Raw genomic sequence first — 19,337 nt, 5'->3', positions numbered from 1 at the left:
TATTTTCTTAATTTCGCTTTGTTTGCTTATTTATTCCCCTAAATCTGGCTTTTTTATTGAAAAAATGCTTTTTTGGCTTAAAAAATACACATTGAATATGATTTTAATTCGCTAGTCTCTTTGAACACTCCTCTCCAGTTCTGCACCATCACTCGAATTTTGATCTCTATCTTCATTATTTCCTGTTCTATACCTACCTATGAATCAAGATCACAATAATCTACTGAATGACTATCTCTACTTACTCTACTTACATATGAGGACACGTGTGGAAATGGTAATAACCAAACAATCCGTTCTTTCACACATCTACTGACATTTTGGACTGACGTTTTGGATCGCCTTTTATTTTAGGCTTGGCTTTGAGATTGCACGATGTTGGTGTCTTGTTCCAAATAAGCCAAGATCATTAAGGTTAGTTCTTTTTTAAGCTGTTGCTCTGAAATTAGAAAGTTATTATGGCTTACATAGCGCATCATGGTAAAAAGCGTACTGTTAATAATGACGAAAGACTTATTCTTAAGCACTTCAAAACTCCAATCCTTAAAAAAGCGACTGAATACATATAAGCCGACTTCATAGAAGTGCTTTTCTAAAACTTTTGCAGCTTCTGAATTGTTATAACCATGCCAATGTTTCAACACCTCTATAAAGAAACCACCATCAGCTTTCATCATGTCAAAACCGAATTGAATACTAAGCGGTATGATTTCATTTAAACTTAAACCTTCTTGGCTGATGGCAATTTGTTTAAGTGCAAGTCCGAGCTGCTCGCTTTTACGGCGTAGCAACTCCTGAATGATTTCTTCTTTATTGCCAAAATACTGATATATCGACCCGACACTGACACCTGATTTTTCAGAAATTTTTGGTGTGGTGACATTTAGCAAACCGTGTTCAGCAATACACAATTGTGTTGCTTCTAAAATGCTATCTACAACATTTCGAGCACGTTGTTGTTGGGGTTGTTTTCTCATTGGCATATTCATCCCGAAATGCGAATTGAATACGAATAATTATTCATATTAGAGTTTGACTAAACAATAATCAGGTCAAACGAAAAATGCAAACCTTAGTTAAGCCACAACGACTTGCACCCTATGAAAAAATGTCACGAACTAATCTCAAGACTAGAATTTTTCATTATTTTACAGAACAACCGCTACAGCCAAGTTATGCCGAGTATTTATCTTTAAACGATGCGCTACAAACTGGTGATAATGCAATGGATCAAGTTATGGATTGGGTTATGACCAACCCTAGACAAAATCGCAAGCTTTTTGAAACGGCGTTGTATCAAGGTTTAGATAAACTTCCTCATGATATTCCAGTGCTCACTGATTTTTTTAAAATTGTCGAGCATGCACCGAGTTGGCTGGATTCAGCCAAAATTGAAACAGCAATCAAATTCACGCATCGTTTAGGTTCCAATGGAACTTTTATCCTACGTGATCTCGCTTTAATGACAGGTTATCAATATCCTGGCTTTAACCAACCACTTATTCAGACTGGGGCTTTGCATAAATATGCAGGAAAACGTTTAGCAGAAACGCATAAGTGGTGGTTAGATGTCAATCAACTGAATAGCTTCTCACGTTTTAACGATGGCTTTATCTCGACGATTTATGTTCGGTTCATTCATTCTCTTGTACGTTATCAGTTGAATAAGTCAAAAGATTGGGATCACGAGATTTGGGGCACACCCATCAATCAATATGATCAAGCCATGACCAATATTGCCTTTAGTGCGGTGCTTCTGATCGGTGTGAGAGCCATTGGTATTTTTCCAAGCAAAGCTGAGTGCGATGCCTTGATGCATTTTTGGAAGTACGCGGGTTGGTTAATGGGAATAGATGAAAAATGGTTAGTCAATAAAGAGTCTGAAGCATGGAAATTATTACAGTGGATGAATTATGCACATCCCAAAGTTGATGAAAGCAGCAAAGCTTTAGCCGTCAGTTTATCCAAAGAACCTTTTGAGCGGCACTATAAATATTTCAATAGATTTTTACAAAGAAAGGCTTATCAAAACCATTTAGACATTACTCAGTTTTTTATTGGGCAACGTAAAATGAAAAATCTAGGACTGAAACCGCGTACGCTGGCATGGTATCCATTGTATTTAATTGCTAAAAATACATTGGTTTATCGTGGCGCAAAACATATCCCTAAACTTGATCAATATTTGCAAGAAAGTGGTCGTGCCAAACAAGAATATGCCCTAAGCCTCTATCAAAATGCAGGAAAACAACTCGCGAGTATGCATCAGTCATGATTTGAAAAGTTAAGGTGTTCAGCCTTAACTTTGTTTTTCCAAGCGGTGTTTATAGATATTAAGTACAACATCACTAAATTCATTCAGCACATAGCGTGTCCATAAATCCGCATACCAATTCACTTCAGTTGATAAACGATAATCGATCGTTAATACCATTTTCGTTTGCTGTGGACTAATGGCTTCCAGTTGATAGTCTGTTGTTAACAAATTGAAATATGCTCCACCAATTTTCAAATGATCATCTAAAGATCCTTTGGGAAATGATTCCTGATTAAAAACATAAGTCCAAGCCAACTGCGTTGGTGCATGAGACTGAGTGATTTTTTCTTGGAAATGAATACCGCGTTGCCAATAAATTTGACGAATCAAACCATTATCTGTTTGCTCAGTCATTCCAGAAATTGGTTTTGGAAAACCCATTAAAAAAATTGGACTAAATTTTATTTCGCTGGACTGAATCTGCTGGATATTATTAATTGATGCAAAAACATCTTGAATAGGTGCATTAACAATAATTTCTTGGCGTGTTACACCATTATGATACTGAGAGAAATCAGGTAATAGTAACAAGCCTAGCAAAGGTAAAAGTACAATAGAGTAAACTTTATTATATGGCTTCCATAAACGTCGACATAAAAAATGCATGCATGTCGCACCTAAAGTCGAACAGAGGAAAAATATCGGCGCTGCCATGATCAGACAAATGCCACCCTCTCTTAAAATGACTACACCAACAACAATGATCCCGAATAAAATATAAATTTGCTGAAGAAATGTTTGTTTTAACGAATTTGGAGATTTTAAAGATTTCACATACTCCATGATCGCACCCAGACTAAAAGGTAAGAATAGTAGAAATGCCACTGTCAACATTTTTTCTGAACTTAAAGCAATCAGTGAGATGATTAAAAAATAACAAAGCACAATACAAAGCAACGGTAACCAACGAATAAATGCTGTTCTTGCAGGATATTCCTGAAGAATTTTCATACTGGGTTGATGAAAAACTCTACAAATTAATTTTCGATCAGGTTGTACAATGGTCTGATAAATACGAATTTCGTCAATTCCTTCAATTTTTAGTCGTTCTCTAAATATTTGTTCAAACGCTGTTGTCCACTCTTCATCCGCGATGGAAACTTCGCCATATTGTTTAAAAATATCAAGATAAGCTTCTATTTTTTCATTCATTTCTAATTATCTTTACTGTTTGACCCTGTTTTAAATATCTGTAATCAAAAAGGAAGTCCTCAGACCTCCTTTTTATTTTAAGATTTTCACATCATCAATGATTATGCATTGGCTCTGAAGCTGAGTGCTGCATATTTTGCATATCTTCATGACTCATCTTAGACATGTCGTGCTGTTCAGCCGCTTTCTGTTTTTGACTTGGCATATAGTCAGGTTCATTGGTAATCGCCAAATAGAAGATTCCCATGAAAATGCAGCTTAAAATAATTGCGATGACTAGCAACTTCCATCCCCAAAATGACTTTTCTGGCGATAACTTATTACTGTCGTTACTCATATGACATCCTCATATTTCGGTAAAATTAAAATTTCATGCTCACGCGCGCCCAATAGTTACGCCCAGTATTATTAAATTGCTGTGTGCCGACTTGACCATCAGCGCCAACACCTAACTTATTCAAATGTTCGGTATAGGTTTTATCGAATACATTATCGACACCAACAGACAAATTCAGATTTTTTTGAATGTTGTAAGAAGCATTTAGAGCCAAAGTCGTAAAGCCTTTGCTTTCACCTGTGTCATAACCCACAATATTACCTTGGTTTAGGCTAATACGATCTTGTTTTGCCACAGCACGCCACAACAATCCAAAAGAATATTGATCTTGCACATATCGTAAGTTTAAACGTCCTTCTAATGGTGCAATTTGTGGTAATGCTTGATGTGTGTCGGTATTTTCACCCCATGCATACATTGCACTAAGATCAGCTTGAATGGCATCAGTAAATTGGTAACCTACCCCAGCTTCTGCACCTGCAATGGTTGCATCGACATTTTTTGCACCCGCACTAAATGATGAACCATGACTATGCCCATCCATTCCAGCTTTCGGATGATTATGATAACTCAATAAAATAAAGTCATTAATCAACCCTGCATATGCTGATGTCCATGCGCTCAATGGACCATGTTGGTATTGATAACCAAGATCAAGCTGCAATGTTTTTTCCGTCTTGAGATCATTAAAAGTCGGTTTAGTCATGCCTGTATTTCCATGTGCTGTGCTAAATAATTCCCAATAATCTGGAACACGTTCCACATAACCTAAACCAATATAAGACTTGGCATTATGATCAGGATATTGGCTTTCTAAACGTATAAATGCACTTGGCAATGTTTCTTTGCGTTGATCATTCAGTTTAAGTGCATCAATTTTAACTTGATCGACACGAGCACCTGTCACTAACTTATAAGCATCATTAAATTGATAGCCTAACTCGCCAAATGCACCATAAGATTGAAAACGCATATCTTCTTTAAATGCAACATTCATTGATGGCATCGTTGGCGATGACATACTGCCGCCATGTTTATTTAACTGAGAATCTATCCCAGTCATTAAACTTAACTTATCCCATTCACTGGTCATGACTAAACGACTATTTAGGGTACGGCGTGTGACTTGCATCGCCATTGGATTTGGCATTAGCATTTTCATACCATCATGTGTCATTTCAGCAAGTGGTGGAGTACGTAAAGTATAGTTATCCATAATATGGTCGTTATAACTATAATTAACCTGCCCTTCGAGTTTTTTAATCACAGGGCTCAGATTTTTTTTCTCAAAACGTAGACCAAGGCTTTCACGAGCAAACTGCGAGCCATCCATGGTTCGACCGGCATATTCAGCCTCACCATCTGCTTTACCGCCTGTTAGTTCAACCCAAGTATCCTCATTGGGTGTCCATCCCAGAGCCAAGTCCGTATTCCAGCGCTCCCAAGAAGATGGAACTTTATGACCATCACCATCTTCATAGCTATTGGATTCAGAACGGTTGGCATTGACACGTAAATATTTTTTGCTGTCGCCAACAGCAGCTTCAATGTTGTGGTCCAAACGCCCAAAAGATCCAACCAAAACACTGGCTTGACCGAGATAGTTTTTCTCATCAGTCAATGTTGGTTTCTGACGCTCAAAAATAACCGTTGCTGCTGAACCTGTATTGGCATATTGAACGGTTTGTGGTCCTTTCACGACTGAAATTCGATCAAAGCTTTCAGGTTGAATATAGGATGTTGGTGCATCCATTCGTGCAGGGCATGCGCCTAAGTTTTCTGTACCATCTGTCAATATTTTGATTCGTGTACCAAACATGCCACGGAACGTAACATCACCATTGGTTCCACCACTTTTAATGGCGTTAAAACCCGCGATACTTTGTAGATAGTCCGCACCATCTGTTGCAGGTACAGGCTGAATTGGCTGTTTAGGATCAGCATGAACAATCAATCCGTTGGCGTCATTATTGAGCTGAGCTGTCACAACAATCGGTGTGAGTTGAGCAGTTTCCTGCTGATCTTGAGCAAAAGTGGTTACTGAATAACAAGCGATAGAAATCGCAGCCGCTAAGGGCTGTAAAAAAAATTGAGGTTGAGCCATTTTCTTTCTCTTAAATCATAAATATGAGCTGCGACAAAGCAGCATCAGGACCTCGACAAAAAGATCCTAAAAAAGTTTTGATTTAAGCGAAAACGGGCGGAGCGCGTCCTTGAGGAAGTAAGAATAAGCGTTGCAGGACAAAATAAACATGTCGAAATGCTTTTTGAAATGCAACCAGACGTACTTGGATACGATCTAATATTTCTTTGACTTCAAGTTCTGGAGGTAAAACCAGATTGCCATAGACTGTACAGTATTGGCACTGGTGACCTGCATCATGATGATGGCTTGTCTGTTCTTGTACAGCAGACTCATGATGTGTTATCAGATGCTGATGACCCGAAGCCTCCTGCGTCAAAGAAGCCGAATGATGTTGATGATGAGTACTTTGTTGATGTTTCTCATAAAAGTGACTTTGCACTAAAGCTTGAGTAATAGTTTCACAGACCGGCGCAATTTGATATTGCTTCGGTAGCAAAGGCTGTAAAAATACAGCAATCTGTAAAAAAACTGCGGTAAAACCCAGCAGTAAACCTATTCTCAACAAAACGTTCGTCTCAACATTTTTCGAGCCAGAGTATAACAAAGCCCAAACAAAATTGGGCTTTGTATTGAAGAAAAATTCAAGAAACTTTTAACTTTCAATTCTCTATATCAACGTTTTGCAGGAACTTTCTGCTTTTCACGTTGACGCACGACTTTTTCAACTTTTTCACGTGCACGTTGACGCTTCAACGGAGACAAATAATCAACAAATAACTTACCGTTTAAGTGGTCCATTTCATGTTGAATACACACAGCCAATAATTCATCCGCTTCAAGCTCAAAAGCTTTACCATCAAGGTCAATTGCTTCGATTTTAACTCGTGACGGACGCTCAACTTTATCGTATATTTGGGGAACAGAAAGACATCCCTCTTCATAAGAGAATGTTTCTTCTGTAAGTGGTGTTATTTTGGGGTTAATGAACACCATAGGTTGGTCTTTATTTTCAGACAAATCCATGACGATAAGTTGAATATGTTGATCGACCTGTGTAGCAGCCAGACCAATACCTGGCGCTTCATACATGGTTTCAAACATGTCAGCTGCTAATTGACGAATTTCATCAGTTACAGCATCGACAGGTTTTGCAATGGTACGTAAACGGGGATCAGGAAAACTTAAAATTGGTAATAAGGCCATACTGTATCCTCTGTTGCTATGCCATTGATCTTAAAACTAAATGAAGAATATGCTTCATTAAAAAAATGTGTGTAATATGCGTATTATAACGCATATAGAGACATAATTTTAGGAATTATGATAATGAAAAAGGTTTTAACTGGCATAACAGGTTTTCATGCCAAGGGGTTCAAGAAACAGTTACTTGCTGTGACACTATGTTTAAGTGCAGGATTCACTTACATGGAAATGACACATGCAAGCCCAAATGTTAATCCACCTGCACTCAAATCCAGTGCACCTAATGTTTATGTGGTGAAACGTGGTGATACCTTATGGGATATCGCAGGGAAATTTTTAAGTAAGCCGTGGCGTTGGCCTGAAATCTGGGCAAGCAATAAACATGTTAAAAATCCCCACTGGATTTATCCTGGCGATAAATTACTGTTATGTACTTTAGATGGTCGTCCATTAATCGGCGTGGATGAAGGTGATGGTTGTGATGGTATTATTCGTCGTCATCAAGGTGGAACATCTTTACGCCCTCAAGTACGTGTAGAGTCATTAAACAGTGCAATTTCGGTGATTCCTCTATCTGATATTCAACCGTGGCTAGAACACAGCATTGTCATCAGTCCTGAGTCTTTACAAAATATTCCTTATACCATTGGCGCTGCTGATAATCGTGTGATTACGGGTGCGGGTCAAACCGTATATGCACGCGGAAATGGCTTAGTGGTAGGTCAGCGTTATGGCATTTACCGCGAAGGTAAACCTTATATGTTCCTCAATGCGGAAGGTAAAAAGTTTAATGCGGGGCTGGAGTTATCTGAAGTTGCTTCAGCAATCGCAACGGCGGGTGAAAATGATGTCACTACACTTGAATTGACCAAGAGCTACAATGCAGAAGTTCGTAAAGGTGATTATGTTCTTCCTAGCTATGATGCAGAACTACCAAGCTTGTTCTATCCAACCACCACTAATGAAGTGAGTACTGGTGGTAAAGTGGTGCGTGTCCAAGGTTCGATTGGTACAGCAGCACAACACAGTGTAGTCACTATTGATCGCGGTAACTTACAAGGTGCGAAACCTGGACAAGTATTTAGTATTTATCAACAAGGTGAAGTTGTTCGTGATCCAAAAACCAAGGAATCGGTAAAATTACCAAGTCAGCAAATTGGTACACTGATGATTTTTAAAAGCTTTGATCATCTGAGTTATGCTTATATTTTAGAAAGCAACTTACCGATTAAAATAGGTGCTGAGATCAAACCACCTGCGATTACAGATCAGTGATTTTTCAGTAGTGTAATGTAAATATGTTGAATCAAATACCCGATCATCAATTGAATGCCATTCAACTTTGGTATTTGGTTCAACACTCAACCAGCGCCTTCCGTAAGCTAGAGAGTTATTTTGGTTCTATTGCAAAAGCGGTAGCTCCAGAAAGCTTACCCCGTTGGTCTGAACTTAAAATTCATAAAAATCATATCGAGCGAGCCAATGTCTTTGTAACAGCACAAGGACAATCCCAATTTAAAATATGCTTAGATAAAATCCAACAACATAGTGATTTTATTCTGTTAGATACCGATTCAAATTACCCACAACAACTGCTTCCTTATCAAAACCATCCTCCAATTTTATTTGGAAAAGGGTCTTCACAAAACTTGAGTCAACCTCAGATTGCAATTGTCGGTAGTCGAAAAGCCAGTCCGCATGGAAAACAAGTGGCATATGATTTTGCTTATTATTTAAGTGAAAAAGGCTTTTTTATTACCAGCGGTTTAGCGCAAGGAATTGATGAAGCTGCACATATGGGTGGTCTCAAAAACCAGCGAACCATTGCTGTGATTGGTACAGGGTTAGATTTAGTTTATCCAAGCCAAAATCGAAAGTTACAAGAGCAAATTCTACAAAATTCTGGAAGCATCATCAGTGAGTATCTTCCAGAGACTCAGCCTATTTCACGTAATTTTCCTTATCGAAATCGTATTGTGAGCGGTTTAAGTCTAGGTGTTCTTGTCGCAGAAGCACAATTGGGTAGCGGCTCATTAATTACCGCTCAAACGGCGGCTGAACAAGGTAAAATTATTTTTGCCATTCCTGGGCATATTTATGGAGAACACCACCAAGGTTGCCATCAACTCATTCGTGAGGGTGCAATCCTTGTTGATCATCCTGAACAAATTGTGGAAGATTTAGCTCTACCCACCCAATGGCAATGTACACAACAAGCCGAAACCAACTCACAGCCCCCTGAAATTCCTGAATATTTATTCCAACTCTACCAATTACTAGATTGGATTGGGCAAGACCTAGATACATTGGCTCAAAAATCCAAACTCAACACCGCACAATTAACCAGTTATTTGATGGAATTAGAACTGTTGGGACTGTGCATTCAACAATCTGGACTATACTTACGTTGCCGAGTCAGCTATTAAGGTTCACAATAGCCTTTTATTTTTTCGAACTGACAAGGTGAACATCAATGATTACAACCTCAGTTGCTGAAGCTGCACAAATTCTTCAACAAGGTAAAGTATTGGCTTATCCAACAGAGGCGGTATGGGGTCTAGGTTGCGACCCATTTAATGAACACGCATTTTTAGAAATTCTTAGACTCAAGCAACGCCCTATTGAAAAAGGGGTCATCTTACTGGCAGGTCAGCTTTCGCAAGTTGAACATCTACTAACAAATGTAGACTCAAGTATTCGTGAACAAATTATACAATCTTGGACTCAACGTTCTCACACGGAACGAGCGACAACATGGTTACTTCCAGCAGACAAACAGATTCCACAATGGATCAAAGGTCAACATACACAAGTCGCTGTTCGAGTCACCAATCACCCATTATGTACAGCTTTGTGCAATGCATTTAATGGTTTTATTGTTTCAACCAGCGCCAATCCTGCAAGTTTAACACCAGCTCGCTCACTACAAGAAGCCAGTCACTATTTTGGCTCAGAATTGAATTATTTAAATGGTGATTTAGGTTTAAGCCGAGAGCCAAGCAAAATTATTGATGCCTCAACTGGGCAAATCATTCGTGATTAATCAGAAATATCTCAATCAAAAAGTCATCTTTTGTGAAAATTGACATTAAAAAAAGCAAAAAAAAACTCAGCCATATATAGGGTTGGCTGAGTATAAAAAAGGATGCGGTTAATCACATCCAGAGGGTATGATGAATTTGATAAATACAGTGTAAGCCAGTTTCATTAAGAAATTCTTAATTGGCTCGATGAAAAATATTATCCTATAAATATTTTTCGAATACAAACATATTATTCCGCCTATTTTTTAATCATACTTTATAATCACCAATTGACTACAAACTCGCAATATATTTAAGTAGTTAAATTTATTTTATTATTTAAGATTTTAAACGCTAAATTCTTAATTAAAAATAATTTTTGAGTGAATTTAATACTGAATCAGAACACAAAATAGCTGATTAATCGTATAAATTTCACTCGTTTTAAATTTAAGACGCAGAAATAGATTTACTTTTTTTGACACTATGTGACTTTTTTTGTGCCAAAGCAATACCGACTAAAATGATGATCCCACCAATTGTATGATAAATCGTCCAATCTTCATGTAACCAAAAATAAGCAATAATGGCGGTAAATACAGGCATTAAGTTCATAAAAATACTGGTTCGATTTGGACCCAAATATTGAACCGCCATCATCCAAAGTAAAGGTGCGATCAGGGATGGGAATGCACCTGCATACAGCACACTGGCAACATTACTCGCATTTATCGTATCGATCCCTAAATAAAATACAAAAGGTAAGTGATAAATCAAAGTAAATGCGATTTGTACATATAGACTCAGGAGTAAGGGCACTTTTAATTGCCATTTCTTTAAAAATACGCCATAAAAGGCATAAAAGAACACAGCTAAGACCATGATCAGATCACCAGAATGACCTGCCAATTGAGTCAAATTAGCAAAATCTCCACGCCCGATCACATACACTAATCCTGCAAAAGACAATATGCTCCCGATCACTGCATAGCGATTTGGAATTTCACGCAACAACATCATCGATACCAGTATCGTAAATACTGGAATAAAGGCATTGATAATCCCCATATTCGTTGCAGTGGTGTAATGCGCCGCACTATATGCCAAACCTTGGTACAAGAACATCCCAAAAGCACTCAGTACGGCAAATTGAACAAAGTGTTGACGGATTAAATCCCGTTGCTGCCAGACCTTAGACAACATAAAAGGAGTCAAAAGGATAAATGCCACCAACCAGCGATAAAAACTAATACTGACAGGTGAAATATAATCTGTGACATAACGTGTCACTGCAATATTGAGTGACCAGATCAAGACAGCGATAATGGGTAAACTGACTGCCCACCACATGGGTTTCGTGTTGGTGTACATAACTTCCACTATTCATGAGAACTTGCAAGAATTATCAATGAAGTCTGAATCAATTTAAATATGGCATTTCAGACATCTATAGGGTTTTTCAGACAAATCACTGTGAGATATTGATATTACTGAAAATTCTCAAACCTAAAATAAGTCCCAAGTCTTTATTGCCAGTGCCACCACATTTTGCAACTGTTTTAACCCCACACCATCACGAGCTTGCATGGTTAAACCTTGGATCACCGTAGAATAATAATCTGCCATCGCTTGTAAATCAGCTTGTGGATTTAGATCACCATCTTTTATCCCTTGCTCTAAGCGTTGATAAATTCTTTCTTTGACTTGTTGTCTTTTGAGTAATAAATCATGTTGAATTGGTGCATGTTCTTGAGAACAATTGATGGTTGCTGTCACCAACATACAGCCTGTTGGTTTATTCTGTTGAACAAGTTTTTTAAGATTTTCATGCAGATAAAGTTCAATCGCAATTTTTGCGGTCTTGGCTTCTTGAAAAATAATATCTAGTGAACAAGCCTCATGTTTTAAGTAATAGGCTAAACAGGCATAAAAAAACTGTGATTTATCACCAAAACTACTGTAAATACTCGGTGCAGTAAGATTGAGTGCTTTGGTTAAATCACTCATCGATGTCGCCTCATAACCAAATTCCCAGAACAACAACATCGCTTTGTGCAATGCCTGTTGCTCATCAAAACATTTGGGGCGACCACGTCCGCGTTTAATCACCTGTTTTTCTGCGACTAAATCATGTTCTTCAGAATCCGCCATAATCTTCACACATATTTTTATAACAAACATTATTAAATTAATTGACAGCTAAGAATTAATCAAATATTTTATTTTTATAACGATCGCTAATCAATTAAAACTCCCTATCCCATTCTCATGCTTTCATCAGGACTATATTCATGAACATGATGCAATCAGAAATTTCGCAACAACCTTCATCAGAGGTTGCCCCCAGTAATCAAGGCAGTTGGCTAGCACTGCTTACCGTTGCTATCACTGCTTTCGCTTTGGTCACCAGCGAATTCCTTCCTATTGGTGTTCTGAATAGCATTTCTACAGATTTGCATGTCTCTGTGGGTACAGCAGGGTTAATGATTACATTACCAGGCATCATGGCAGCCTTAGCGGCTCCATTGTTACCCGTACTGGTAAAAAATTTAGATCGACGTTATTTGCTACTCGCCCTTGCTGCAACCATGGTTATTGCCAATGCCATTACTGCAATTGCACCGAATTTTGAAATTTTATTAATCAGCCGTTTTATTCTTGGTTTTGCCATTGGTGGCTTCTGGGCAACTGCCATTGCTTTAAGTGGTCGTTTAGCTCCGAGACACCTGCCTATTGCCAAAGCAACAGCGACGGTTATGGCTGGTGTAACTTTAGCGACTGTACTTGGTGTGCCAATTGGCACATGGCTCAGTGATGCTTATGGTTGGCGTACATCATTTGCCATTACCGCTGTCATTGGATTTATTGTGTTGTTGCTGGGTGTCAAATTTATCCCGAGTCTAAAACCAGAATCAGCCATCCATTTTAAAGATTTACCTGCTCTATTAAGAATCAATAAAGCCAGACAAGGTTTAATTATTATCTTATTAATTGGTTTAGCTCACTTTTCTTCATTTAGTTATCTCACACCATTTTTCAAAAATTCAGCAGGTTTTGATAATGCAACCATCAGTTCACTCTTGTTACTATTTGGTGTAGCTGGCGTATTTGGGAATGCGTTTGCTGGTTACAGTGGTAATTTAAATGTTCGCTATACTTTTGCCTTTGTCGCAATTTGTTTTGGAATTGTGTTCTTCGGCTTCCCACTCTTGGCAATTCAACCGATTGGTGCATTTATTCTGACTGCGCTGTGGGGTTTTGCATTTGGTGCGTTTCCAACAACAGCCAATATATGGATGTTTTTACATGCGCCTCATGCAGTTGAAAAAGGCATGCCTTTATTTGTTGGTTTTTTCCAAGTGATGATTGCAACAGGTGCTTTGATCGGCGGCTATATTGTTGATCATTTTAATGCCAACATTTTATTGTATAGTGTACTTAGCTTTATTCTTTTAGCCTTTATTTCAATTTTCACTTTGAGTCGAGGCTTAAATAATCCAAAAACTGAAACCAATGCTATGCAATGTGAGAGTTAAAACTTTTAACCATGTATTCCAATCTGATTTCCGTAGAAGAATTTTTCTATCAGAAACATGATGTCGTCACCCCTCATTGTAATTTATGGGGTGACTTCAATTTAAGCCTAAATGGTACTTTAGAGCTGACAGTTGCAGATCAAACTTATTTATCACCGCCCAGTTATGGTTTATGGATTCCCCCGCAAACTGAACATTGCTGTACAGCGGTCGATGATTTATTAACACATTATATTTGTATCCGTCTTCATCCGCAGCTTTGCCAACAGTTGTCAAGCAACACACAAACATTAAGTATTCGACCATTTTTGCGCCATACCATTGAAGAAATTTTGGATCAGCAAAAGCAAGGGATTCCTTCTCCAACATATCATCAACACCTATTACAACTGTTGGTTGATCAAATTCAAAATAGCCCCTGTTATGAACACTATTTACCGCAAACAAATCATCCCATTTTAAAGCCAATTCTTGAACAGCTTTCAGATACCCAACAATTTAACCGCGGTTTACAGGAAATCTTAGATAGCTTTCAGATTACTGAACGACACGCACTTCGACTCAGCCAAGATTCACTAAAACTGTCTCTGTCTGAATGGCGCAATCGTGCCAAAATCATTCATGCTATTTCACTGATTCAACAAGGTTTTTCAGTGAAAAAAATCAGCCTAGAGTTGGGATACCAACACACTTCTAGCTTTATTGAATTTTTTAAACGTTATACACAGCAGACACCTGCTCAGATGCGCAATATTTAGATTAGAACCTCTTTTGAGTGACAATTTTCACTTTATTGCTAAGCTTATGTACAAAAATACTATAGAAAATTGCCTTAAAATTGTGCATTTTGCATCTTATGCTCAAAATTAAGCATATAACTTTATGAATATGTAGACTTAGGGTCAGGTTCTTAAGAATTTTAAATAATGAAGGGTTTTATAATGAAAAAATTACTACTTGCTACGCTATGTGCTTCAACATTGGCTTTAACTGCGTGTGACAAAAAACCAGCAGATGCTGCGTCTGGCACAGACAGTAAACCAGCTGCTGCGGCTGTTTCACTCAGCACCAACAATGCAGCGGATATCAAAAGTGACTTAACTGCACTTCAAACAATGTCTACAGCGAAAGCAAAAGAAGCATTAAACTTCCAAACTGAAGTTATGCAAGCTGCTCAAAAAGGTGATAAAGATGCGCTGAAAGGCGTTGTTGATAAAATGAAAACTTATGTTGATGGCTTCAACAAAGACCTTGATGGTTTAGCACTTAAGAGTACTGAAGTTGCATCAGTACGTGACAAAATGAAAGAATCAAACAACCTAGGCGTTGAGATGTCTGAAGCTGGTTTAGCGAGTTCACCAGATCCACAAAAAATTATGGAACTTCAAAAGAAAGGTACTGAGTTACAGCAAAGCCTGTTAACTGAAATGCAAGCGCTTCAAACGAAAGCCAATGCTGCACCATAATCAATTCAATTTGATTCATGCCAAAAGCAGGTCTATTGATCTGCTTTTTTATTTGCACTTAGATACAAATGCAACTTGCCGAAATCATGCAATATCGTTAAAACATTAAACATATTTTCCTACTTGAAGACTTAATGTTTAAGGATAAAGCCATGAGCAATTCTGTATACGATATTCCAGTCAATACCATCAAAGGTGAGCCAGTTACCTTGAATCAATATCAAGGTAAAGTCCTGTTAATTGTCAATGTTGCTTCTAAATGTGGGCTAACACCACAATATGAGGGGCTTGAAAAACTTTATACCGAAAAAAAAGATCAAGGATTTGAAGTTTTAGGCTTTCCTGCAAATAACTTTCTTGCTCAAGAACCCGGTAGCAATGATGAGATCGAGCAATTTTGTTCATTGACCTACAATGTCGACTTCCCACTTTTTGCAAAAATTTCTGTGGCTGGCGATGACAAGCACCCGCTCTATGATACTTTAATTCATTCAATTCCAGAGCGAATTGGTGAAGGTCCATGGTGGAAAGATTTAGTCGATTACGGTTTAACGCCAAATCCTAAACCAGAAGTACTTTGGAACTTTGAGAAGTTCTTAATTGGAAAAAATGGTGAAATTGTGGCACGTTTTGCACCAGATATTACTGCTGATGACCCACGCATCACTTCAGCAATCGAAGCTGAATTGGCTAAATAACAACACAACTTTAAATAACAGCGCAACTTGATACTAAACATCGTAAATTGATGCTCTAAAAACTTTAGCCTCATTTTATAGAACATTCGATACTCACGATTAAATAAGCGTACGAGTGCAACCATTGCACTCGTATTTCACTCTTTTTAAAGAATTGAATGGTTCACGTTACAGTCTGTATGCCCTTTGCAACAATCCTCAATCTCTACATTTTTGCATCCTATATTCACTACATAGCCCATCAAATGAATTTTGGATTTCAATGAAAAAGTTACTACAAGGTGCTGTTTTACCTTTTATTATTTTTACTTCAGGCATTTTACTTTTGGGCTGTAATCAAGCCGCTGAACAATCACGTCAACAACAAGACACTCAACAGACTGAATCAACTCAAGCATCTGATTCAGCACTTGAGCAAAAATCAGAAGTGTCCCATAAAAGCGCTGAGGATTTGAAATCTGGCAATTTGTTTTATATCGCTCGTGATGTCGCCGATGTTCAATTAAAAACGGGTGATTATATTGAGAAACTGCAACAGACTCAGTCTGATTTGCAACAAGCTGTTCAATCTAAAAACAGCATCGTATTACAACAAACCGTAAAAGATCTGAGTCGAGAGCTACAGGGCTTTAACACTGCTTTAATTTCCCTAGATCTAAAAAGTCAGGAAATAGATGGCTTACGCCAGCAAGTTTTACAGAGTAATCAGCAACTTCTTAACTCTGCACTTTTAAATGGCGACTTGGATATTTCAAAAGTTGATTTCAAGAAAATTGAACAGCAAATGAATAATATTCAGATGGATATACTTAAACTTGCCAGTATGATGATTCCCAACTCAAAAGATACAGCTTCTTCTGAACAAAGTTGATCCGATATCTGATTGATTCATTTAAATAGGCTTTGCAACATTACATGACGGATCTTGTCCTAATGCTCGTTTTGCATCAAGTTTAAAACGTGCTTGAGCAGATTTATAACCTACTGGTAAGAATAGTGTTAATCGGGTTCTATTCTTACCAATAGATTCCACCAGAGTTTTTGATAAATAGGCTCCACCCTCTGTACGTGCGAATAAAGTACCCATTTCCAGATCTTGTTCTAATTTATTGTCAGTAAATACAAACTCATGTTCACCAGTAAAAGCAACACATTGACCATATGCCATTTTTAAATTTTTAAAGGCAATAATATAATCAATATTCAAATCCGTTTCCAAACCATTATTGACTGAATTTGCCACCAAATTGGCTTCAGTGGGTAGGTTCGGTGTGGTGACAAACTGACTTTGACATGCACTCAGACTGCCGAAAATAAATACGGAAAATATAGAGCGAAATTGAATATATTTTTTCATTTTAGATTTATAAGCGTTCTCAACATTGAATCAATTGTAGCAAAATTTATAAACATGGTTTAATACGGAATTCATCGTATTTTTGTAGTGTTTCATGCAACTGATCCTATTCACAGGTGTACAAGCTTCTGGTAAATCAACATTTTATCAACACTATTTTTACCATACGCATTTACGTATCAATTTAGATATGCTGAAAACAAGGCATCGTGAGAATATGATCTTTGAAGCAGCGTTGGCTTCAAAAACCAAAATTGTGATCGACAATACCAACATGCGCCAGATAGATCGCGCCCGTTATATTCAACGTGCCAAAGCTCTAGGTTTTCAAGTTATTTCTTATTATTTTGAAACAGACCTCGACAGTACTTTACAGCGTAATGCTTAACGCTCAGGTAAAGCCAATATTCCCGAAAAGGGAGTAAAAGCGACCTTTTATAAACTTGAAATTCCCAAAATTTCTGAAGGCTTTGATACGTTATTTAAAGTAAAACTCATTCCAAACGATGGTTTTGCAATTCAGCCTGTTGATCTATAAAAATTTAGTCTTGCGCTGTTTTCCATACTTTAAATGCCATTTGCATTTGTTGTTGAATTTGTACAGGGACTTTATTGCGTTCTAAATTGGAAAAATCACCACGATAGGTTTCTGCCACAATTGAATTTGCCAAATCTTCGATTGCAATTCGTCCTTTGTGCTGATATTGCGCAATATCTGCTTCAGTGAGTGCAATATCCCAACAAGATACAACTGAGCTCATATCGACAGCAATACTGAGATAGTATTGGTCTTGGGCTTGGTAGAGTTCCCAAAAGTGTGCTTGTTGGTCAATGAGGTGCATAGTGATTTATTCTAAATACAATGTTTTAACATATAAATTTAGCAATGAATTGAAAATTCGACTTTAGCAAAAAATGTATCAAATCACTTAGCTTTATAATAAATTTTAAAGTGTCATATTGCCAATTAATAAAATTTCATATAGAATAATTCAAGAGACAACAAAAGAACTTAAGCATCTTGCTAAAAAAACAATTTATAAAAACACAATTTCTATTGGAGAAAAATGAATAATTTTAAACAAATACGTGCATTTCAAGCCGAAAATACCATACGCGTTTATCAAGCATACAATCCTCCCCTTGCACAACATGCGGTAAAACATGGTTTCTTAAATAATCCATTTTTTAAAGAAAGCCGTATGACTTGGATTAAACCATCTTATTTATGGATGATGTATCGCTGTGGATGGGGTTATAAAGATGAAGGACAGAAAAGCATACTTGCGATTGATATATCTAAACAAGGTTTCGATTGGGCTTTAGAACATAGTTGTACAAGCCATAAAGCTGAACACATGGACAATGAAACTTGGCAACATTTTAAAGATCAACATCCAGTACGTATTCAATGGGATCCAGAAAGAAATCTATACTTAGAACCTTTGGACTATCGTGCAATTCAAATTGGGTTAACAGGTGAAGCCGTTCAACACTATATTCAGGATTGGATTGTGAATATCACAGACATTACCCAAGAAGCGCAACATGTACATCAGTTGGTTTTTGATGGAAAATTGGATGAAGCAACGGCTTTGTTACCTAAAGAAACTCTGTATCTTCCAAATATTAGTAAAAAAGTGGGTGAACTTTAATAACAATGCATATACTTTGTATCTAATACTTCGTACATTATTAACTTTAATGAACTTTTCGATCTATTAATCCTTTGACTGAGTAAATTTAATTTGATCTTTATATACTTGTTTATCAGCTATACTTTTATATATCGAATCCTTTCCATCATTTAAAATACTTTTTAGTTTATTATATTTATTTAAATTATTTGAAATAATATTTAGTCTTCTATTCTCAAATTCTAGTCATACTTGAAATGGAATGAAGGCTCTATCTTTTACATGTTCAATAGAAGAAAAAATCTTCTCTAATGTTTCTGATTGATAAAAATATAGATTAAGTAATACATTCGTATCAAATACGAAAAAAGTGTTCTCTGCTTAAAGTATAGATTTAATATTCTCTACACTTTCTATCTCGTAACAATTAAACATTTACAAATTACTGCGCTAAATAATTTTATTTAGTAAATATATATTTTTAACCATAAAAAAACCACCCTCTCGGGTGGTTTTTCAATCGCC

20 protein-coding genes and 2 pseudogenes are annotated in these 19,337 nt (G+C 37.2%); 11 read left to right on the top strand and 11 right to left on the bottom strand.

From position 1 onward, the window contains the following. Positions 1-350: 350 nt before the first annotated feature. Positions 351-977, bottom strand: a complete 627-nt coding sequence (locus tag AC1Z3T_RS18810; protein WP_026040263.1) for a TetR/AcrR family transcriptional regulator — start codon at positions 975-977, stop codon at positions 351-353. Between the two features lie 86 nt (positions 978-1,063). Between AC1Z3T_RS18810 and AC1Z3T_RS18805 the strand changes: the two genes are divergently transcribed. Then, positions 1,064-2,275, top strand: a complete 1,212-nt coding sequence (locus AC1Z3T_RS18805; protein ID WP_100884330.1) for an oxygenase MpaB family protein — start codon at positions 1,064-1,066, stop codon at positions 2,273-2,275. A 24-nt stretch (positions 2,276-2,299) separates the two neighbouring features. Here the strand turns inward: AC1Z3T_RS18805 and AC1Z3T_RS18800 are convergent, their stop codons facing one another. From AC1Z3T_RS18800 to def, 5 genes are all read right to left on the bottom strand, one after another. Continuing rightward, positions 2,300-3,469 carry a hypothetical protein gene (locus tag AC1Z3T_RS18800; RefSeq protein WP_004831943.1) on the bottom strand — a complete coding sequence of 390 codons (1,170 nt, stop codon included), beginning with the start codon at positions 3,467-3,469 and terminating at the stop codon, positions 2,300-2,302. A 94-nt stretch (positions 3,470-3,563) separates the two neighbouring features. Then, positions 3,564-3,806 (bottom strand): DUF4199 domain-containing protein, encoded by a 243-nt coding sequence (locus AC1Z3T_RS18795; RefSeq protein WP_004831945.1) that lies wholly within the window; start codon positions 3,804-3,806, stop codon positions 3,564-3,566. Positions 3,807-3,831: 25 nt separating this feature from the next. Further along, the gene (locus tag AC1Z3T_RS18790; protein ID WP_058968556.1) at positions 3,832-5,910 is read right to left on the bottom strand and encodes a TonB-dependent copper receptor; all 2,079 of its coding nucleotides are present in this window, start codon (positions 5,908-5,910) and stop codon (positions 3,832-3,834) included. Between the two features lie 82 nt (positions 5,911-5,992). Next, positions 5,993-6,496 carry a DUF2946 family protein gene (locus AC1Z3T_RS18785; protein ID WP_373867684.1) on the bottom strand — a complete coding sequence of 168 codons (504 nt, stop codon included), beginning with the start codon at positions 6,494-6,496 and terminating at the stop codon, positions 5,993-5,995. A 68-nt stretch (positions 6,497-6,564) separates the two neighbouring features. Continuing rightward, positions 6,565-7,095: a peptide deformylase gene (gene def, locus AC1Z3T_RS18780; protein WP_004831951.1), complete on the bottom strand. Its 531-nt coding sequence runs from the start codon at positions 7,093-7,095 to the stop codon at positions 6,565-6,567. A gap of 123 nt (positions 7,096-7,218) precedes the next feature. On the opposite strand from def, the gene AC1Z3T_RS18775 reads away from it, so the two are divergent. Genes AC1Z3T_RS18775 through tsaC form a run of 3 tightly spaced genes read left to right on the top strand, consistent with a single transcriptional unit; the run spans position 7,219 to position 10,138 of the window. Continuing rightward, the gene (locus AC1Z3T_RS18775; protein WP_004831953.1) at positions 7,219-8,370 is read left to right on the top strand and encodes a LysM peptidoglycan-binding domain-containing protein; all 1,152 of its coding nucleotides are present in this window, start codon (positions 7,219-7,221) and stop codon (positions 8,368-8,370) included. A gap of 23 nt (positions 8,371-8,393) precedes the next feature. After that, positions 8,394-9,521, top strand: a complete 1,128-nt coding sequence (gene dprA / locus AC1Z3T_RS18770; RefSeq protein ID WP_005034547.1) for a DNA-processing protein DprA — start codon at positions 8,394-8,396, stop codon at positions 9,519-9,521. 47 nt (positions 9,522-9,568) lie between these two features. Continuing rightward, positions 9,569-10,138 (top strand): L-threonylcarbamoyladenylate synthase type 1 TsaC, encoded by a 570-nt coding sequence (tsaC, locus tag AC1Z3T_RS18765; RefSeq protein ID WP_100884328.1) that lies wholly within the window; start codon positions 9,569-9,571, stop codon positions 10,136-10,138. Positions 10,139-10,568: 430 nt separating this feature from the next. On the opposite strand, the gene AC1Z3T_RS18760 is transcribed toward tsaC, so the two are convergent. Together AC1Z3T_RS18760 and AC1Z3T_RS18755 are read right to left on the bottom strand one after the other, a co-directional pair. Further along, positions 10,569-11,468, bottom strand: coding sequence for a DMT family transporter (locus AC1Z3T_RS18760; RefSeq protein WP_004831959.1), 900 nt, complete (start codon positions 11,466-11,468; stop codon positions 10,569-10,571). A 156-nt stretch (positions 11,469-11,624) separates the two neighbouring features. Beyond that, the gene (locus tag AC1Z3T_RS18755) at positions 11,625-12,269 is read right to left on the bottom strand and encodes a TetR/AcrR family transcriptional regulator (protein WP_100884327.1); all 645 of its coding nucleotides are present in this window, start codon (positions 12,267-12,269) and stop codon (positions 11,625-11,627) included. A gap of 140 nt (positions 12,270-12,409) precedes the next feature. Between AC1Z3T_RS18755 and AC1Z3T_RS18750 the strand changes: the two genes are divergently transcribed. The 5 genes from AC1Z3T_RS18750 (at position 12,410) to AC1Z3T_RS18730 (ending at position 16,689) form a co-directional block, all read left to right on the top strand. Then, complete coding sequence (locus AC1Z3T_RS18750) at positions 12,410-13,654, top strand: MFS transporter (protein WP_004831963.1); 1,245 nt, start codon at positions 12,410-12,412, stop codon at positions 13,652-13,654. Between the two features lie 11 nt (positions 13,655-13,665). Further along, entirely contained in the window at positions 13,666-14,412 is a 747-nt protein-coding gene (locus AC1Z3T_RS18745) for a helix-turn-helix domain-containing protein (RefSeq protein ID WP_005034555.1), read from the top strand. A 183-nt stretch (positions 14,413-14,595) separates the two neighbouring features. After that, entirely contained in the window at positions 14,596-15,120 is a 525-nt protein-coding gene (locus tag AC1Z3T_RS18740; protein ID WP_151807362.1) for a hypothetical protein, read from the top strand. 152 nt (positions 15,121-15,272) lie between these two features. Then, positions 15,273-15,818, top strand: a complete 546-nt coding sequence (locus AC1Z3T_RS18735; RefSeq protein WP_004831969.1) for a glutathione peroxidase — start codon at positions 15,273-15,275, stop codon at positions 15,816-15,818. A 262-nt stretch (positions 15,819-16,080) separates the two neighbouring features. Further along, positions 16,081-16,689, top strand: a complete 609-nt coding sequence (locus AC1Z3T_RS18730) for a hypothetical protein (RefSeq protein ID WP_483396860.1) — start codon at positions 16,081-16,083, stop codon at positions 16,687-16,689. Between the two features lie 21 nt (positions 16,690-16,710). Here the strand turns inward: AC1Z3T_RS18730 and AC1Z3T_RS18725 are convergent, their stop codons facing one another. Next, entirely contained in the window at positions 16,711-17,175 is a 465-nt protein-coding gene (locus tag AC1Z3T_RS18725; RefSeq protein ID WP_151714168.1) for a hypothetical protein, read from the bottom strand. A 94-nt stretch (positions 17,176-17,269) separates the two neighbouring features. Here AC1Z3T_RS18725 and AC1Z3T_RS18720 point away from each other — a divergent pair. After that, a pseudogene (locus AC1Z3T_RS18720) lies at positions 17,270-17,713 on the top strand (AAA family ATPase). A 4-nt stretch (positions 17,714-17,717) separates the two neighbouring features. Here AC1Z3T_RS18720 and AC1Z3T_RS18715 read toward each other — a convergent pair. Continuing rightward, positions 17,718-18,017 carry a hypothetical protein gene (locus AC1Z3T_RS18715; RefSeq protein ID WP_005034568.1) on the bottom strand — a complete coding sequence of 100 codons (300 nt, stop codon included), beginning with the start codon at positions 18,015-18,017 and terminating at the stop codon, positions 17,718-17,720. A gap of 225 nt (positions 18,018-18,242) precedes the next feature. Between AC1Z3T_RS18715 and AC1Z3T_RS18710 the strand changes: the two genes are divergently transcribed. Then, the gene (locus tag AC1Z3T_RS18710; protein WP_005034571.1) at positions 18,243-18,830 is read left to right on the top strand and encodes a DUF4291 domain-containing protein; all 588 of its coding nucleotides are present in this window, start codon (positions 18,243-18,245) and stop codon (positions 18,828-18,830) included. A gap of 228 nt (positions 18,831-19,058) precedes the next feature. Here the strand turns inward: AC1Z3T_RS18710 and AC1Z3T_RS18705 are convergent. Continuing rightward, positions 19,059-19,169 (bottom strand): annotated as a pseudogene (locus AC1Z3T_RS18705) (PIN-like domain-containing protein); the annotation flags it as partial. Positions 19,170-19,337 lie beyond the last annotated feature (168 nt).

This window comes from Acinetobacter sp. B-6 (genome assembly GCF_056930735.1).
The sequence above is the reverse complement of the archived record's forward strand: the minus strand, read 5'-3'. Positions and strand labels throughout refer to the sequence as shown.

What these genes read in the sequence shown, in the direction of transcription:
- AC1Z3T_RS18755 (WP_100884327.1), bottom strand. Translation starts at nt 12,269, where the DNA reads ATGGCGGATTCTGAAGAACATGATTTAGTCGCAGAAAAACAGGTGATT.
- AC1Z3T_RS18800 (WP_004831943.1), bottom strand. Translation starts at nt 3,469, where the DNA reads ATGAATGAAAAAATAGAAGCTTATCTTGATATTTTTAAACAATATGGC.
- def (WP_004831951.1), bottom strand. Translation starts at nt 7,095, where the DNA reads ATGGCCTTATTACCAATTTTAAGTTTTCCTGATCCCCGTTTACGTACC.
- dprA (WP_005034547.1), top strand. Translation starts at nt 8,394, where the DNA reads ATGTTGAATCAAATACCCGATCATCAATTGAATGCCATTCAACTTTGG.
- AC1Z3T_RS18805 (WP_100884330.1), top strand. Translation starts at nt 1,064, where the DNA reads ATGCAAACCTTAGTTAAGCCACAACGACTTGCACCCTATGAAAAAATG.
- AC1Z3T_RS18715 (WP_005034568.1), bottom strand. Translation starts at nt 18,017, where the DNA reads ATGCACCTCATTGACCAACAAGCACACTTTTGGGAACTCTACCAAGCC.
- tsaC (WP_100884328.1), top strand. Translation starts at nt 9,569, where the DNA reads ATGATTACAACCTCAGTTGCTGAAGCTGCACAAATTCTTCAACAAGGT.
- AC1Z3T_RS18775 (WP_004831953.1), top strand. Translation starts at nt 7,219, where the DNA reads ATGAAAAAGGTTTTAACTGGCATAACAGGTTTTCATGCCAAGGGGTTC.
- AC1Z3T_RS18810 (WP_026040263.1), bottom strand. Translation starts at nt 977, where the DNA reads ATGAGAAAACAACCCCAACAACAACGTGCTCGAAATGTTGTAGATAGC.
- AC1Z3T_RS18735 (WP_004831969.1), top strand. Translation starts at nt 15,273, where the DNA reads ATGAGCAATTCTGTATACGATATTCCAGTCAATACCATCAAAGGTGAG.
- AC1Z3T_RS18740 (WP_151807362.1), top strand. Translation starts at nt 14,596, where the DNA reads ATGAAAAAATTACTACTTGCTACGCTATGTGCTTCAACATTGGCTTTA.
- AC1Z3T_RS18730 (WP_483396860.1), top strand. Translation starts at nt 16,081, where the DNA reads ATGAAAAAGTTACTACAAGGTGCTGTTTTACCTTTTATTATTTTTACT.
- AC1Z3T_RS18745 (WP_005034555.1), top strand. Translation starts at nt 13,666, where the DNA reads ATGTATTCCAATCTGATTTCCGTAGAAGAATTTTTCTATCAGAAACAT.
- AC1Z3T_RS18725 (WP_151714168.1), bottom strand. Translation starts at nt 17,175, where the DNA reads ATGAAAAAATATATTCAATTTCGCTCTATATTTTCCGTATTTATTTTC.
- AC1Z3T_RS18710 (WP_005034571.1), top strand. Translation starts at nt 18,243, where the DNA reads ATGAATAATTTTAAACAAATACGTGCATTTCAAGCCGAAAATACCATA.
- AC1Z3T_RS18760 (WP_004831959.1), bottom strand. Translation starts at nt 11,468, where the DNA reads ATGTGGTGGGCAGTCAGTTTACCCATTATCGCTGTCTTGATCTGGTCA.
- AC1Z3T_RS18795 (WP_004831945.1), bottom strand. Translation starts at nt 3,806, where the DNA reads ATGAGTAACGACAGTAATAAGTTATCGCCAGAAAAGTCATTTTGGGGA.
- AC1Z3T_RS18750 (WP_004831963.1), top strand. Translation starts at nt 12,410, where the DNA reads ATGAACATGATGCAATCAGAAATTTCGCAACAACCTTCATCAGAGGTT.
- AC1Z3T_RS18790 (WP_058968556.1), bottom strand. Translation starts at nt 5,910, where the DNA reads ATGGCTCAACCTCAATTTTTTTTACAGCCCTTAGCGGCTGCGATTTCT.